A 15,971-nucleotide genomic window follows, 5' to 3' on the forward strand; every position below is an offset into this window, starting at 1 on the left:
TAAAATTAAGACATTGAATTATAAAGAAATACCCTCTCCGGCTTTTGTGCTCGATGAAAAACTGCTTCGGAAAAACCTGGAGCTGATCAACACCGTTCAGCAGGAAGCCGGAATTGAAATTATTCTCGCATTTAAAGGATTTGCCATGTGGAGCGCCTTCCCCATTGTGCGCGAATATTTAAAAGGAGCAACAGCCAGCTCGTTGTACGAAGCACGTTTGTGTTTCGAGGAAATGAAAACCCGCGCACATCTTTATTCGCCGGTATACCTCGATCATGAATTTGATGAGTTGATGAGCTACAGCAGCCACATTGTTTTTAATTCAGTTAAACAGTTTGAGAAATATTACCAACGCACGCAAACTGCCAGTCATAAAATTTCTTGTGGTATTCGGGTGAATCCTGAATATTCTGATGTGGGTACCGACCTTTATAATCCAAGTGCTCCGGGCTCGCGACTGGGAATTGGCAGCAACGAAATACCGGATGAACTGCCTGAAGGAATTGAAGGTATTCATTTTCATGTGTTGTGCGAATCGGATTCATTCAGCCTGGAAAAAGTACTTAAGAACCTCGAAAATAAATACAGTAAATACCTGCACCGGGTAAAATGGGTGAACATGGGCGGCGGCCACCTGATGACACGGGAAGGCTATAACCATCAACACCTCATCAAACTGCTGAAAGATTTCAGAAAAAAATACGATGTAAAAGTTATATTGGAACCCGGTAGTGCCATTGCCTGGGAAACGGGCGTTTTGGTTTCAACCGTTCAGGATATTGTGGAACACCAGGGCGTTAAAACAGCGATTCTGGATGTTTCGTTTACCGCCCATATGCCCGACACGCTGGAAATGCCCTATCGCCCGAAAATTATTGGAGCCAAAGATCCATCAGAAGAAAGCCGATACCTTTATCGTTTGGGAGGCGGAAGCTGCCTGGCAGGTGATTTTATGGAAGCTTACGATTTTGGACGAAAATTACAGATTGGTGAACAGATCGTTTTCCTTGATATGATTCATTACACCATGGTAAAAACCACCATGTTTAACGGTGTTAATCATCCAACAATTGCCATTTGGACAAAAGATGATGAACTACAGATTATTCGGAAATTTAAATACGAAGATTTTAAAAACCGATTGTCGTAGTTATAAGCTATTTACTAAACTAACTAACCAACTTATGAAAAACCTTATTGTTTTAATCTTTCTGCTTTGCAGTTTAACTTCATTTGGCCAGAAAAACACCAATGAACGCGCCAAATGGTTCACCGACGCGCGCTTTGGAATGTTTATCCACTGGGGTGTTTACAGTGGTGCAGAAGGTTACTGGAAAGGTGAAAAACTGCGTCACGACAACAACTACGCCGAATGGATTTTATACCGAAACCGTATTGAACGCGACGAATACCTTACGCTCCTCGACCGCTTTCGATGGGACGAGATTGATCCCGAGGCGTGGGTAATTCTGGCTAAAAATTCGGGGATGAAATACATCACGATTACGGCTAAACATCATGATGGTTTTGGATTATGGGACAGCCAGGCAAGCGATTACGACCTGGGAAATTACACCAACCCCAAACGCGATATTATCGCCGAAATGGCCGAAGCCTGCAAAAAACACGGCATAAAACTTTGTCTGTACTATTCGCATTGGGTGGATTGGGAACACCCGCTTGGCTGGGACCATACCCGCGAAATCGATAAAATATCGGAAAGTGATTACGACCGCTACTGGCAGCAAAAAGTAATACCGCAAATTACCGAGCTGCTAACCAATTACGACGAAATATCGATGCTTTGGTTCGATATGTGGATCCATCACTCCGAAAGTATTGTTAGCAAAGACCAGCTACTTCAGCTAAAATCACTGATACGCGAGTTACAACCCAATTGCCTGGTAAATTCTCGTTTGGGATTGTCTATCGAAGAAGATCCCGACATTGATTACAAAACACTGGGCGACAACCAACTTGGCGAAAAGAAGGAGGATTTCCCCTGGCAATCGCCGGCAACAGTGGCTCATTCCTGGGGTTTCCATTCGTCTGATTCGCAATGGAAATCAACAACAACATTACTTAAATCACTAATTGGCAACGTGAGTTTGAATGGTAATTTTATGCTGAATATCGGGCCACGTGCCAATGGCGATGTGCCTTTTGAAATTTCGCAACGCATGCTTGAAATGGGTAAATGGCTGGAGGTGAACGGAGAATCGATTTACGGCGCGGAAGCTTTCGACCTGGACAAAGACCTTCACGACTGGGGAAAAATTACCTGCAAGCAAGATGGAAACAGCTTCAAATTGTTTTTGCATGTTTACAACTGGCCGTTAAACAAACACATCAATCTAACAGGAATTACCGCGACTCCTGAAAAAATTTACCTGCTGGCTGATAAACAGAAATCGCCCCTCTCCTTTTCTCTCTCCGGCGCTTTTACGCAAATCGCTTTAACTTCTGACCAACCGGATCCATATGTTTCGGTAGTTGTGATTGAATACCAATCGAAACCGGAAATAACAGACGGGCTGGTTGCCAAAACAACCGACGATGGTTATTCGTTTCTTCCCGGAAATCAAAATCCGCAGCCTGAATCAATGAAGATTACGCCTCCGGCAAAATACGGTACGATTCCGCCTTTTGTATCGGCTAATGGTGTTACTGATTTTAACTGGAAAATATACGTTGATGAACCGGGTGAAAAACGAGTGGATGTGTCGTATAGTTTTCAGGGTAACAGAAACAACAGCCAGATAGTTTTAAACGCTGCCGGGCAATCGTTGTATCATCCGGTGCATCCAACCGGGCAAACAGTTGGCGAACCCAACCAGAACTGGCATATCGATAATTTCGAATCGAACGAAATAGGAACGATCAATTTTCCGAAACCAGGTTTTTACACCATCGAGCTCAGTATTCAGCCAACCGAAGCAGACCCGATCAAGTTGCAATGGTTGTGGATTAAATAAGTATGTAGCCCGATAAAAGACTAAACGACCTTATTAACAATTGTTGATAACGACGGTTAATTCATGGTGGATATAAACGACTGAAAACCAATTGCATTTTTCATTTTTCGCTGTATATTTGATCTATCAGGTGAGCGATAAAAGGCTGCTTGGAAATTGTGGAAACGGGAAAAGTTTCTTAGTCGAAACCGGAACCATTTCATCCCACCCTTCGGGGCGGCACAATGAAAAAGCTGAAGTTTGAACGCGATATTCTGGAGTATCAAAGTTCAGGCAATCATCTGGAAGAAAATCCAGAAGTTCTTTCAAGATTGGGTCATCAGGCAGAAAGTAACAAGATCAAGGTCTTAACTGCTAAACTGCACAACGAAAACGAGGCAACTCAAACCCGTTGATTGGAAAGGAGACATCCTTAGGGATTAACTGAATACACTGAAAGACACTTCGTTCAGGAAGGTAAGCGCGATTACCGAAAGAACAACCGGAAGGCTGAGCCGTAGAAAGCACAGCCCGAAAGTTAAGGCAAAGGCGGATTCGAAAGAAAAAGCCAACGCCAGTCGTAATAACCGTAACCTGGCACCAATAGTAACTTCGGTTGCTAGAAAGTGAATGGGAGCTATTTGTAACAGAATAGTTCCCATTTGTGTTTTATATACCTGTCACAACCATAACCCAAACATTCTTATTACTTTTATCGCAAAAAGTAAATTCATGATTCCACAAATTGATAAACTTAAACATACCAATACGGGCAACTTTTTTCTGATGGCCGGCCCGTGCGCCATTGAAAGCGAAACCATGGCGATGGAAATTGCCGAAAAAGTGGTTGCAATTACCGACAAACTCAAAATCCCATATATTTTCAAAGGCTCGTATCGAAAAGCCAACCGTTCGCGCATCGATTCGTTTACAGGAATTGGCGACGAAAAAGCATTAAAGATCCTGAAAAAAGTTAGCGAAACATTCGATATTCCGGTGGTTACTGATATTCACACGGCCGACGAAGCCGCGATGGCTGCCGAGTATGTTGATGTGCTTCAGATACCCGCATTTTTGTGTCGCCAAACCGACATTTTGGTGGCTGCTGCAAAAACCGGGAAGGTGGTAAACATCAAAAAAGGACAGTTTCTTTCGGCTGATGCCATGCAATTTGCAGTGAACAAAGTTCGTGAAAGCGGCAACAACAATATCGCACTTACCGAAAGGGGAACAACATTTGGCTACCAGGATTTAGTGGTGGATTACCGCGGAATTCCGGTAATGAAAGAAATGAATGTTCCGGTTGTTCTGGATATTACCCATTCGCTGCAACAACCCAACCAGGCCAGCGGCGTAACGGGTGGCAAACCGGAATTGATTGAAACGGTTGCACGTGCCGGAATTGCAGTTGGTGCCGATGGTATTTTTATCGAAACACACCCCAACCCTGCCGAAGCAAAATCGGATGGTGCCAACATGCTGCGACTCGATTTATTGGAGCAATTGCTAACCAAGCTGGTTTTACTAAAACAAACTGTCAATCAACTGGGATAAATGGCATTTCAAACAATGGCAGAAGAATTAAAAGAACTGGTGGTAAGATGGGCAGGCATTCTGGAAAGTTTGCCACCGGAAACCATTGCAGACCGAAGAAATAGCCAGGATCGTTCGATCCGGCAAATCATTGGCCACATGGTTGATTCGGCCACGAACAATACACACCGTGTTGTTCATCTGCAATACAGAGAATCGCCGGTTGAATTTCCCAACTATGCCACCTATGGTAATAACGACAGGTGGATTGCCATTCAGAATTACCAGGAAGAAGACTGGCAGTTGCTGGTAAACCATTGGAAATTTACGCATTTGCATTTTTGCCATGTTATCCGAAATATAAATGTGGAGAAACTCGGTCAGCAATGGATTGCAGATACCAACCAATTCGTATCGCTAAAAGATATGGTTGAGGATTTTCCGGGACATTTCGAATTGCACATTGCAGAAATTGAAGAACTAATTAATCTGAAATAAAATGAAAAACAGAAGATCATTTCTTAAAAAACTGAGTACAGGAATTGCAGCAGTCGGAATCATTCCATTCGCAAAACAGGCTAATGCAGGCGAGGTAAAACTTAAGGATGCGCTAATACATCATGTATTTTTCTGGCTAAAAGAACCTGCAAACGAGCAGCATAAAAAACAATTGGTTGAGGCTTTACACCAACTCACCAAGATAAAAACCATAAAACTGAGCCACATTGGTTTCCCGGCATCTACCGAAGACCGCGATGTGGTAGACCATTCCTATTCGGTATCGTATATGGTGCTATTCGATAGCCAAACCGATCAGGATTCGTACCAGGTTGATCCGATTCACCTGAAATTTGTAGAGGAAAACCAGCACTTGTGGAATAAAGTGATTGTTTACGACTCGATAGATTAATTCATTTTTCTTTCAAATTAACGCGGAATACAATTTATCCAGTGCGGAGCACACTTTGGGTCGCGCGGAACCCTCTTTCGGTTGCGCGGAACATTCTTTCACCTGTGCGAAGCCCTCTTTGCCTGACGCGCTGTCAGTTTTGGGTAGTGCGAAGCCTTCTTTACCTGACGCGCTGTCAGCTTTCAGTCGTGCGAAGACCGCTTTGTGTTGTGCGAAGATGTTTTTATGTTGCGCGAAGTCCTTTCTGTAATGCACATAATCTATTAAAAAGGCTGGATAACTTGATTTCATCTCTTCATAATAAACGTATACCGTTCTATCAACTTATCAGGATTTTGCAATTAATAGTGTTTGTCATTCATCCTACAATTGACAATAAATTTTCAGGATCTTGTGAAAAGAATCACAAACGTTCAGCGATTAATAGAAGAAAAGATAAGCCAGCAATATGGATGCGATAATTCCTACGAAATCAGCAATTAATCCGCAAACAACGGCATAGCGGGTGTTTTTAATTCCAACGGCACCAAAATAAACAGCTAAAATATAGAATGTTGTATCGGTAGCTCCCTGCACAGTACTTGCCACACGGCCAACAAACGAGTCGGCACCATAGGTTGTCATGGCGTCCACCATCATTCCACGGGCACCACTTCCGCTTAATGGTTTCATTAAAGCTGTTGGTAAGGCCGGGGTAAAATCGGCATTTACTCCCATTTGCTCAAAACCCCATGTTACGCCGGCAACCAACCAATCCATAGCACCCGACGCACGGAACACTCCAATGGCTACCAATATTGCAACCAGGTATGGGATGATCTTCACAGCTGTTTTAAAGCCGTCTTTTGCCCCCTCGATAAAAGCCTCGTAAACATTCACCTTACGGAACAGAGCCATAAGAATAAAAGCCACAATTACGGTAAATAGAATAAAGTTACTGGCCACATTCGACACCTGAGTGATAGCATCTTTATCGAGCGTTGAAAAATACCAGATGATCCCCACAATAATGGCCGTTAATCCACCCAGGTAGGCTAAAATGGTTTTATCAAGCAGGTTAATTTTTTGGTAAAGAGCTACCGAAATCAATCCTGCAATGGTTGAAAAATAGGTAGCCAGCAAAATGGGAATAAATATATCTGACGGATTTACCGCTCCCAGTTGTGCTCGATAAACCATAATACTTATAGGCAGCAGCGTAAGCCCCGAGGTATTCAGTACTAAAAACATAATTTGTGCATTCGATGCCGTGTTTTTATTGGGATTGGTTTCCTGCATTTCTTTCATGGCCTGCAAACCCATTGGCGTCGCGGCGTTATCGAGGTTCAGCATATTGGCGGCAATATTCATCAGAATTGAACCATGTGCCGGATGTTCTTTCCCCAACTCGGGAAACAGTTTATTAAAAAACGGACCAATTACTTTCGAAAACACATGAACTATTCCGCCTTTCTCCCCTATTTTCATAATCCCCATCCACAGGGTAAGCACACCGGTTAATCCCAGCGATATTTCGAAACCGGTTTTGGCCATATCGAAAGTGGCTTGAACCATGTCGGTAAAAACCTGCGTATCGCCCAGAAAAACAAGTTTTACCAGGGCAATTACAAATGCGATTACAAAAAAGAAAATGAAAAGATAATTCAGTGCCATTCTAAAATTTGAAATTGGTGTTCGGAATAAAAACTCCCGGTATTCCTACTATTTTTTTCGCATGATGCGATTTGAGCCATAAAGATAGATCAAGTTTTTATTTCGGCAAATTTAATTTTGTGCACAAAAAAAGAGGGACTTTTCAGCCCCTCTTTCATTCAAACCAAATCTCCATTTATTATTTGTATTCCGGACGTTGTTCCAGAACACCAACTTGTTGATCTAACTGATCTTGCGGAATTGGCATAAACTTGTCGTTATCATTAAAGGTATATCCTGTCATACCTGCAGCTGAAGTACGAATTCGTTCATCGCCTCTGGCGAAATCATTAAGTACTTCGGCCATACTCATACCACCAATTTTATTAGGAAGATCATCCCAGCGACGAAGGTCGAAGAAACGGAATCCTTCGGTAGCAAACTCTAAACGTTGCTCCCACTGTACAGCTTCCATAGCAGCATTTGCATCAGCAAACGATGTATATAATCCAATCTGATAATTAGCAGCCGGCTGAGTCCAGTCAACAGAGCCTCCTGTAAGGTAATCTGCATCAGAAGAACCTTCTCCCCAAGGATAAACTGAGGTAGGTAATTTAGTAATCAGAACTTTACCCATAACAGGTTTACTGTCTTTAGCACGCTGACGAACCATATTTACATAGGTACGTGCAGTTTCCAAATCGCCACGGGCAGCAGCACATTCAGCTTTCCAAAGAACAACATGGGTGTAACGCAGGTAACGATAGTTGTTGGCGTTAATACCTGTTTGCCATCCTGTAGTAGTAGACAAGCTAAAACGCTCTGACTTTTTAAAGAATGGTTTTGCAACCGGCAGGTATGGTCCTCCATCAGCTTGTTTACGCATCCAGTTGGCACCACGGTTAATTCCCCAGTCTTTATAAGGAATACCACGACGGCTGATTGTATGGTCAACACGTGGATCCAAAGGGTGATCTGTAGGAACAAAGTCTGCATCAGATGCAATACCCTGGTCATTAGCCAAATCGGTTTGATTAAATGTATCGAACATTGGTAAACCGTTAGCATCTACTTTGTAAGCATTGAAAAGGTTTTGTGAAGGCTGGTGGAAACCACAGCACATACCAATGTCGCCACCGTGTGGCCAGTTTAAACCAATTCCCATTTCAGCATTCAACGACTCGTTGATATCGTTAACGTTTGCCTGAATTTCAAAGATCGACTCACCATTATTATTTGTCTCAATGTTGAAATTGTCCATAAAATCAGGAGCAAGAGTATACTTTCCACTCGCAATGATTTGATCTAATAAAGCTTCAGCTTCTGAGTATTTCAAATCCTGCAGATAAGCTCTTGCAGCCAATGCCATTGCGGCATATTTAGTTGCGCGACCAACCTGAGCCTGTGAAGCAGGCAAGTTGGCTGCAGCATAAGCTAAATCGTCAGTGATAAATTTAAGCACTGCACCATCTGCATTAACATTGCTCACCAATCTTGGATCTTCAGTATTTTCATCCAGAAGTGGAAGATAATCTCCAAATACCAAACGTGCTTCAAAATAGAATAGGGCACGCAGGAATCTGGCCTGAGCTCTGAATTGTGAAGCTTCATCAGCGGTAATAGTTCCATCCTCTTCGGTTTTATTAATCACCTTTATGGTTTTATTGGCGCGGTCAATACCCATACCAAATGCCCATTGCCATTTATTTGATGGATATCCGTTGGTAGATTGTACTACCCAGTGTTCGATGTCGTTTACCGGAGTTTGGTCAGTAATTTCCGATCCTTTATAAGCATCGTCTGAAGCCACAGAACCATAAGTCCAGTTTTGAATAGAAGCTCCCCATGAAATTTCCCATAAAGAACTACCTCCCACCATTGCGTAGGTACCGATCAGCAATGCATCAATACCGGTAGCATCGTAGAAAACATTCTCTGATGTAGAACCGGGAGGTTCCTTGGTCAGGAATTCTTCGGAACATGAATATGACATGGTTAGTAAAAACACTATAACCATTAATATTGATAGTTTTTTCATAATACTTATCTGTTTTATGTTCAAATTAAATTAACTGTTATAAACCGAGTTGAACACCGAACATAACCTGACGTGGTGTAGGCCATGCTCCCATATCCATACCCATATAAGTACCAGAAGCATTTACTTCAGGATCCAGGCCGCCGTAGCCAGAAAGCGTAAATACGTTAGATACCTGTCCGTAAAATCTTAAACTCTTAATTCCTGCTCTCTCAAGTAATGACTTAGGAACAGTGTAACCCAGACGTAAGTTTTTCAAACGCAGGTACGATGCATCTTCGATAAATGCAGTAGAAGGTTCTTGCGAGATATCACTTAAATCAAGCATTGGTAATTTAGCTTTTGAGTTATTATCCAGATAAGGACTTCCCCACGAATTGTATAAGGCGTCTTTGCTTAAACCACCATTGAACTGACCGTAATCGATCCAGCGAGTTACATAATTCACCATTTCGTTACCTAAGCTACCATAAAAGAACATAGTTAAATCAAAGTTTTTATAACCCAGATTAAGGTTCAAACCACCAACTAAATCAGGGTGTGGGCTTCCGATAAAAGTTCTGTCATCAGCAGTAATTGTACCGTCGCCATTCACATCTCTGTATTTAAAGTGACCTGGTTGGTTGTAATCAGTATCACCATACGGAGCGTGTGCATCAGCTTCACTTTGAGTCTGGAATATTCCGTCAACGATATATCCGAAGAATTCAGGGAAAGCAGTTCCCGAAGTGTAACGGGTATAAACTTTTTGACGTTCTGTTGCAGCATCAATATAACGATCAGGATCTCCTGAAAGTTTAAGAATCTCGTTTTTATAGTGCGACAGGTTCATACTGATATTATAAGTAAGATCACCACCAACAGCACTATTGTTATAAGAAACTTCAAAATCAATACCCTTGTTTTCCATTTCACCAACATTCACGTAAGGAGCTGTTGCGATACCCATAACCTGAGGAATTGGTTCGCGGAATAACATATCTTCAGTGTTACGTTTCCATAAATCGATACCAAAAGCCAGGTGATTATCCAGCATGTTTGCATCGATACCAATGTTGATTGTTTTAGTTGTTTCCCAGGTTACATCTTCACTACCCAGGGTAGCAGGTTTAAATCCTGACACGGCACTTGTATTCGATCCGTCGATTGCATATGAAGCACGATAAGAATCGGTAGCATAAGTTGAGTAATAGTTGTATTCTCCAATACGGTCGTTACCTGACATACCCCAACCTAAACGCAATTTCAACATATCTAACCATCCACGTGTTCCTTGCATAAAGTTTTCTTCACTCACTGCCCATGCAGCAGAAGCAGCCGGGAAAACAGCATATTTGTTTTCGTCACTAAAACGAGAAGAACCATCACGACGCATTGTACCTTCAAAATAGTATTTACCCATGTAGTTATAATTTACACGACCAAATACTGAGAACAATGACCACTCCCATGCTGTTCCGCTGTTTTCTTTGTTACTTTCACCTGAATCCAACTGCATGTAGTTAGGATCTTCAGAGAAATAAACACGGCGGCTGGCGTTTAGTGACTGATAAGTTTCCTCAATAGCCTCGGTACCAACAAGTACATTTAATTTATGAACGCTATTAAATGTTTTGTTGTAGTTTAAAGTATTCGACCAGTTCCATTGAAGTCGGTAGTTGGAATCTGCATTTACACCATTAACGGTATTAGGCTCTGAACGTTCGTAAGTTGGAAGAACATAACCTTTGTAGTTCCACTGTCCCCAGTTTGCTCCGAATAATGTTTTGGCCGTAAGACCCTCTGCAAGTGTAATTTCGGCAAAGGCGTTACCAAGAATACGCATCCATTTGCCGTTATTATTGCGAGCATCCCAAAGAATCTGAACAGGGTTTGAAGCGTTACCCATTTCTGAAGCTTTTGATCCTGCAAATTCTTCTCCACTAATATCATAAACAGGAATAATTGGTTGTGAACGGTAGGCATGAGAAATTGCAGTTCCTTCACCGTTATCACCAAATTCACCATGTTCGTCAATATAAACAACCTGTAACGATTCGCCTACTTTTAACCAGTCATTAAATTTGGCATCCGAATTTAATCGCATGGTATAACGTTTAAATTCTGTCCATTTTAATAAACCTTCTTCGTCAAGGTAGTTGGCAGAAAATGCGTAAGTTGAATTTTTTCCACCACCACTAACAGAAAGATCGTACTCCTGAATGATACCGGTTTGATAAATTTCGTCGTACCAGTCAGTTCCTTGCTTGTTTGCTTTAAAGAAAACATTGTCAGGATAACTGTATTTTGATTCATCAACTGAGCCTGCCATTGCACCAGCAGGTAAAATATAGTCAGGAATTACAGGAGAAGATCCGGAACCATATTGCGCGTGATTTGGCGCTACTCCCTGATTATCTGCAGTTAACCAAACTGCCTCCGCATACTCCTGTGTATTCAACATATCGTATTGGTTTGTTGCTTTAGTAACACCTGTACGTACAGAGAAACTAATGCTAGGCTGTTGGTTTGCACGTCCGCGTTTCGTGGTAATAATTACAACACCATTTGCACCACGTGTTCCGTAAATAGCTGCAGATGATGCATCTTTTAACACCGAAATGCTTTCAATATCTCCCGGAGGAATATTGTTCCCCGGACCGGCAGGTACACCATCAATAATATACAACGGATTAGAGTCTCTAATGGTTCCAATACCACGAATACGAATGGTAGCATCGGCACCCGGACGGTTAGCAGAAGTAACAGTAACACCAGCTACCTGACCTTGTAAACGGCTGGCAACACTTGTTTCAGAAGTAGTCTCCAGTTTTTCAGCTGAAACAGTTGAAACTGCACCTGTTAACTCTTCTTTCATTTGGGTACCATACCCCACAACAACCACCTCGTCAACACCGATTACATCGGCCTTCATCACAATGTTAATTGTTGATTGACCGGCAATCTCAACTTCCTGTGTTAACATACCAATGTAAGAGAAAGTTAATTTCTCTGCACCATCAGGTAATGTTAAGGTGTAATTACCATCAAGGTCGGTAATTGTTCCCTGAGTGGTTCCCTGAACCACAATCGACACACCAGGTATCCCCACGCCATCTTCACCGGTAACAGTACCGGTAACAGCAGTTTGCGCGTAAGAACCTAGAGAAAATGCCATGAATACAGACATCATAAGCAAGGTTAAAAAACCTCTTAAAGGATTTTTTTCCATAGATTTTAAGTTTTGGTATTAATAAATAGAAATTTGAATAAAAATTTATTCTGGATAGAACTGTAGTGAAGCTACAATTCCAAGTAAGTATCAGTGCGGCTTATCCATAAGTTTAATTAATTAGTTAGTTAGTAAAATAGACTCTTCGTTAGTTTTAGTTCTAAACCTAAAATACCGGTTAAATATTTTTGATTCCATCGCTAAAGTATATTTTTCATTTCAACATTGGAAAAGTACACGATGTGTTAAAAAACATAATTGTTATTTTTACATTAAGAAAACGAATCGCAACACCCGCTAGCACAATTAATAAGCTCATTAACCAGTGAAATTAATGTCTTCTTTTAAGAAGTGTTTTATTCAGAAAATCCTTTTATTATTGTAGTGCTATTCAAAACTACCAAAAAATGAAAAAAGTTTTCTATTGGCTGCTAGCTATTGTTATTACTCTTGCTGCGGTTATTTATCAACGAAAAACAGGCCCCACCTACGACAAAAAGCTGTCGGTAGAAGTTAATAATACCCCATACGAAGTTAAACTGGTACGCAGTATTGAAATTGGCAGCAACACGGAAGTAAAACTGGCCGTTGATGATAAAAATATTGAAGCCCGTTTGTTTTACAAACAGTTTCAATCAGACAATCCTTACCAATCGGTCGACTTCGTTTATAAAGAGAAAGCTGTGGATTCGTTCCTGATGAATAAGGTGTTTAAAATTACCGAAGAGAAAGGGTGGTTTGCACCGGTGCCCGAACAACCTGCCGCTGGAAAAATTCAGTACTATTTTGAAATATCCGACTCAAACGGAACAAAAACTTACATGGATAAAACACCGGTTGTAATACGTTTTAAAGGAGCGGTCCCCTCATCGGTTTTGGCACCGCATATCTTTTTTATGTTCTTTGCCATGCTGTTGGGCAACCTTGCCGGAATTATGGCTGTTTTCAGGCATCAACGGTATAAATTTTACACCACCATTACGCTGGCTACCTTACTGGTTGGCGGCATGATTTTGGGGCCAATTGTTCAGCTGCATGCTTTTGGCGAAGCCTGGGCCGGCGTTCCGTTTGCCTGGGATTTAACCGACAATAAAACACTTGTAGCCTTTATCTTCTGGATTCTGGCATTTGTTATGAACCGGAAAAAAGAACGTCCGGTGTATACCATCGTTGCATCGATAGTTATGCTGATTGTTTATTCAATTCCACACAGTATGTATGGCTCGCAACTTGATCCTGAAACCGGAGAAATCATTCAGGGCTGGATTCAGGTGCTAATCCTTTAAACCGAAAATTTTATTTTTGCCATTCCTAACTAAATCGAACTAATATGAAGAACTGGTATCTGCTTGTACTTGTACTCTTGTTTTCCTGCACGCACAAAACCGAAAAAAATTACATCAGTTATGTCGATCCGCTTATTGGAACCGGGCCTGCATCAACATTAGCTGCGAAAGATCATCCCGGCGACCATGTGAGTAACGGACAAACAATTCCTGCCGTTACAGCTCCGTTTGGGATGACACAATGGACACCACAAATTTACGATAACGAGCAAAAGTGTATTGCGCCTTTTTATACCGGTCAAACAATGATTCAAGGCTTTAGGGCCAGCCACTGGCTTAGCGGCTCGTGCACCCAGGATTATGGTTCTTTTACCATTTACCCCACCGTGTTAAATACCGGTTTTAGCTTTCAAGCGGTGCAGCGCCAAACCTTGTGCTTAATGAAAACAGAAGATATGTCGCCGGCTTACGCTTCGTTTCTGTTTCCGGCAAAAACAATATTGTCGGAAATGACCGGTACCAAACGATGTGGCTTTTTTCGTTTCTCGTGGTTGGAAGAGAAAAATCCAACTATCATGTTCGACATTAACAGCGATGAAGGTAAAGGATATATAAAAATCGATTTAGAAAAACAGGAAGTATATGGTTATAATCCGGTCTACCGCATCTATAGCGGGCAAAACAAACCAGCTGGCATATCGGGTTATTTTGTGGCTAAATTCGATCAGGAGATTGTTAAATACGGAACATGGGGTGATTTTGAATATGAACACGGAAGTACCGAACGCAAGGATCAGCAAAAAATCGGAGCCTATGTAACATTTAACCTTGAGGGAAATGCGCCGGTAAAACTAAAAGTGGGCACCTCGTTTACCAGTATCGAAAATGCGCGTAAAAACCTGGAAACAGAAATTGCCGACTGGGATTTTGATGCCACCAAACAAAAATTGGAGAATACCTGGAACGAATATCTTGGGCGCGTTGATGTGGAATCGGAAAATAAGGAGGAACTTACTAAATTTTACACCGCTATTTACCACTCATTGTTTCATCCGCGTTTAATGAGCGATGTAAACGGCGACTACCCGGCATTTTCGAAACAATACGAAACCAGGAACAACAGCGATTTTGATTATTATGGCGATTTCTCGAATTGGGATATTTTTCGGGCACAAATGCCATTGTTAAGCCTTATTGCCCCGAAAGAATACAACGACATGGTAAAATCACTTGTTGCAAAAGCTGAAGATGGCGACTGGCTTCCTATTTTCCCGATGTGGAACAATTACACCTCGGCAATGATTGGCGACCACAGCACGTCGATTCTTTGCGATGCAGCCATGAAAGGCTTCGATTTTGATTTGGAAAAGGGCTACCGATTTATGCGAAAAAATGCCTGTGAAACTCCTGATGAAGAAGACTATAAAGACGGAAAAGGGCGACGAGCACTCACTTCGTATATCGAGTTTGGATATGTTCCGCTCGATGATGCAGTTGCCGATGCATTTCATAAGAACGAGCAGGTTTCGCGAACAATGGAATATGCCTACAACGATTGGTGCGTAGCTCAACTTGCACGGGAATTAGAAAAAACCGATGATTATATTGACCTGCTTACCCGTTCATACAACTATTCAAACGTTTTTGATGAAAGCCAGGGTTGGGTGAACGGCAAATATGCCGATGGCCGGTTTTATGAAGACTTTAATGCTAACACTGAGCAATTTTTTATAACCGAAGGTACGCCCAAACACTACACCTGGTTTGTTCCGCAAGATGTTGAAGGACTGATTGGGTTGATGGGCGGAGTAGATGCCTTTAGTGAAAAACTGAATCAATTAATTGACGATAAACGTTACTGGCATGGTAACGAACCCAGTCATCATATTCCCTTCCTGTTTAATTATACCAATGAGTGGGACCAAACACAAAAAACAGTAAAATACATTCTTCGTACCGAATACGGTTTAGGCCGCGGCGGACTTTCAGGAAACGACGATGCCGGGCAACTTTCGGCATGGTATGTTTTTGGTGCAATAGGTTTTTACCCCATGTGCCCGGGAAGTAACGAATATCAACTCTCATCGCCAATATTCAAAAAGGTAACACTCAAGCTGGATAAAAACTATTACCCGGGAGGCAAGTTTGTATTAAACGCCGAAGAAGCAACGTCTTCAACCATTTTCTCTTCCGTTAAATTAAACGGCAAAGAAAGTGCTACGAAAATCAATCACGAAGATCTGCAAAAAGGGGGAAGTTTGAAGTTTTTAAAGTAAAGTTTACAAAAATCCTTAATGCTGGAGACTAAAAATTCTTTTATAAAAGAAGATTCTTTCGCTTCATTACATTACGCTCAGAATGACAACAAGTTAGCTATTAAGAGAGGAGGGGCTATTTTTGGGGGCAA

11 protein-coding genes are annotated in these 15,971 nt (G+C 41.7%); 8 read left to right on the plus strand and 3 right to left on the minus strand.

The genetic code is table 11. The features are described from left to right. Nucleotides 1–13: 13 nt before the first annotated feature. The 6 genes from nspC (at nt 14) to ABZB17_RS03330 (ending at nt 5,397) form a co-directional block, all read left to right on the plus strand. A complete protein-coding gene (nspC, locus tag ABZB17_RS03305; RefSeq protein WP_372648091.1) occupies nt 14–1,150 on the plus strand; it encodes a carboxynorspermidine decarboxylase in 1,137 nt (378 codons plus the stop codon). A gap of 34 nt (nt 1,151–1,184) precedes the next feature. Then, nucleotides 1,185–2,975, plus strand: a complete 1,791-nt coding sequence (locus ABZB17_RS03310) for an alpha-L-fucosidase (RefSeq protein ID WP_372648092.1) — start codon at nt 1,185–1,187, stop codon at nt 2,973–2,975. A 224-nt stretch (nt 2,976–3,199) separates the two neighbouring features. Further along, nucleotides 3,200–3,370, plus strand: a complete 171-nt coding sequence (locus ABZB17_RS03315; RefSeq protein ID WP_372648093.1) for a hypothetical protein — start codon at nt 3,200–3,202, stop codon at nt 3,368–3,370. A gap of 316 nt (nt 3,371–3,686) precedes the next feature. Then, complete coding sequence (gene kdsA / locus ABZB17_RS03320; RefSeq protein WP_372648094.1) at nt 3,687–4,508, plus strand: 3-deoxy-8-phosphooctulonate synthase; 822 nt, start codon at nt 3,687–3,689, stop codon at nt 4,506–4,508. Continuing rightward, complete coding sequence (locus ABZB17_RS03325) at nt 4,509–4,985, plus strand: hypothetical protein (protein WP_372648095.1); 477 nt, start codon at nt 4,509–4,511, stop codon at nt 4,983–4,985. A gap of 1 nt (nt 4,986) precedes the next feature. Beyond that, a complete protein-coding gene (locus tag ABZB17_RS03330; protein WP_372648096.1) occupies nt 4,987–5,397 on the plus strand; it encodes a Dabb family protein in 411 nt (136 codons plus the stop codon). Nucleotides 5,398–5,817: 420 nt separating this feature from the next. Here ABZB17_RS03330 and ABZB17_RS03335 read toward each other — a convergent pair whose 3' ends face one another. From ABZB17_RS03335 to ABZB17_RS03345, 3 genes are all read right to left on the minus strand, one after another. After that, on the minus strand, nt 5,818–7,050 hold the full coding sequence (locus ABZB17_RS03335) for a nucleoside recognition domain-containing protein (RefSeq protein ID WP_372648097.1): 1,233 nt from the start codon (nt 7,048–7,050) through the stop codon (nt 5,818–5,820). A 178-nt stretch (nt 7,051–7,228) separates the two neighbouring features. Continuing rightward, complete coding sequence (locus tag ABZB17_RS03340) at nt 7,229–9,067, minus strand: RagB/SusD family nutrient uptake outer membrane protein (RefSeq protein WP_372648098.1); 1,839 nt, start codon at nt 9,065–9,067, stop codon at nt 7,229–7,231. 37 nt (nt 9,068–9,104) lie between these two features. Further along, nucleotides 9,105–12,224: a SusC/RagA family TonB-linked outer membrane protein gene (locus ABZB17_RS03345; protein WP_372648099.1), complete on the minus strand. Its 3,120-nt coding sequence runs from the start codon at nt 12,222–12,224 to the stop codon at nt 9,105–9,107. A gap of 461 nt (nt 12,225–12,685) precedes the next feature. Here ABZB17_RS03345 and ABZB17_RS03350 point away from each other — a divergent pair, with 461 nt between their 5' ends. Further along, nucleotides 12,686–13,564, plus strand: a complete 879-nt coding sequence (locus ABZB17_RS03350; RefSeq protein WP_372648100.1) for a hypothetical protein — start codon at nt 12,686–12,688, stop codon at nt 13,562–13,564. Between the two features lie 44 nt (nt 13,565–13,608). Then, nucleotides 13,609–15,840 carry a GH92 family glycosyl hydrolase gene (locus ABZB17_RS03355; protein ID WP_372648101.1) on the plus strand — a complete coding sequence of 744 codons (2,232 nt, stop codon included), beginning with the start codon at nt 13,609–13,611 and terminating at the stop codon, nt 15,838–15,840. Nucleotides 15,841–15,971 lie beyond the last annotated feature (131 nt).

The organism is Draconibacterium sp., assembly GCF_041583095.1.
Taxonomy (GTDB): Bacteria; Bacteroidota; Bacteroidia; order Bacteroidales; family Prolixibacteraceae; genus Draconibacterium.

Excerpts from the sequence above, each read along its gene's own strand:
- ABZB17_RS03310 (WP_372648092.1), top strand. The coding sequence starts at position 1,185 with ATGAAAAACCTTATTGTTTTAATCTTTCTGCTTTGCAGTTTAACTTCA.
- ABZB17_RS03315 (WP_372648093.1), top strand. The coding sequence starts at position 3,200 with ATGAAAAAGCTGAAGTTTGAACGCGATATTCTGGAGTATCAAAGTTCA.
- kdsA (WP_372648094.1), top strand. The coding sequence starts at position 3,687 with ATGATTCCACAAATTGATAAACTTAAACATACCAATACGGGCAACTTT.
- ABZB17_RS03325 (WP_372648095.1), top strand. The coding sequence starts at position 4,509 with ATGGCATTTCAAACAATGGCAGAAGAATTAAAAGAACTGGTGGTAAGA.
- ABZB17_RS03330 (WP_372648096.1), top strand. The coding sequence starts at position 4,987 with ATGAAAAACAGAAGATCATTTCTTAAAAAACTGAGTACAGGAATTGCA.
- ABZB17_RS03335 (WP_372648097.1), bottom strand. The coding sequence starts at position 7,050 with ATGGCACTGAATTATCTTTTCATTTTCTTTTTTGTAATCGCATTTGTA.
- ABZB17_RS03340 (WP_372648098.1), bottom strand. The coding sequence starts at position 9,067 with ATGAAAAAACTATCAATATTAATGGTTATAGTGTTTTTACTAACCATG.
- ABZB17_RS03345 (WP_372648099.1), bottom strand. The coding sequence starts at position 12,224 with ATGGCATTTTCTCTAGGTTCTTACGCGCAAACTGCTGTTACCGGTACT.
- ABZB17_RS03350 (WP_372648100.1), top strand. The coding sequence starts at position 12,686 with ATGAAAAAAGTTTTCTATTGGCTGCTAGCTATTGTTATTACTCTTGCT.
- ABZB17_RS03355 (WP_372648101.1), top strand. The coding sequence starts at position 13,609 with ATGAAGAACTGGTATCTGCTTGTACTTGTACTCTTGTTTTCCTGCACG.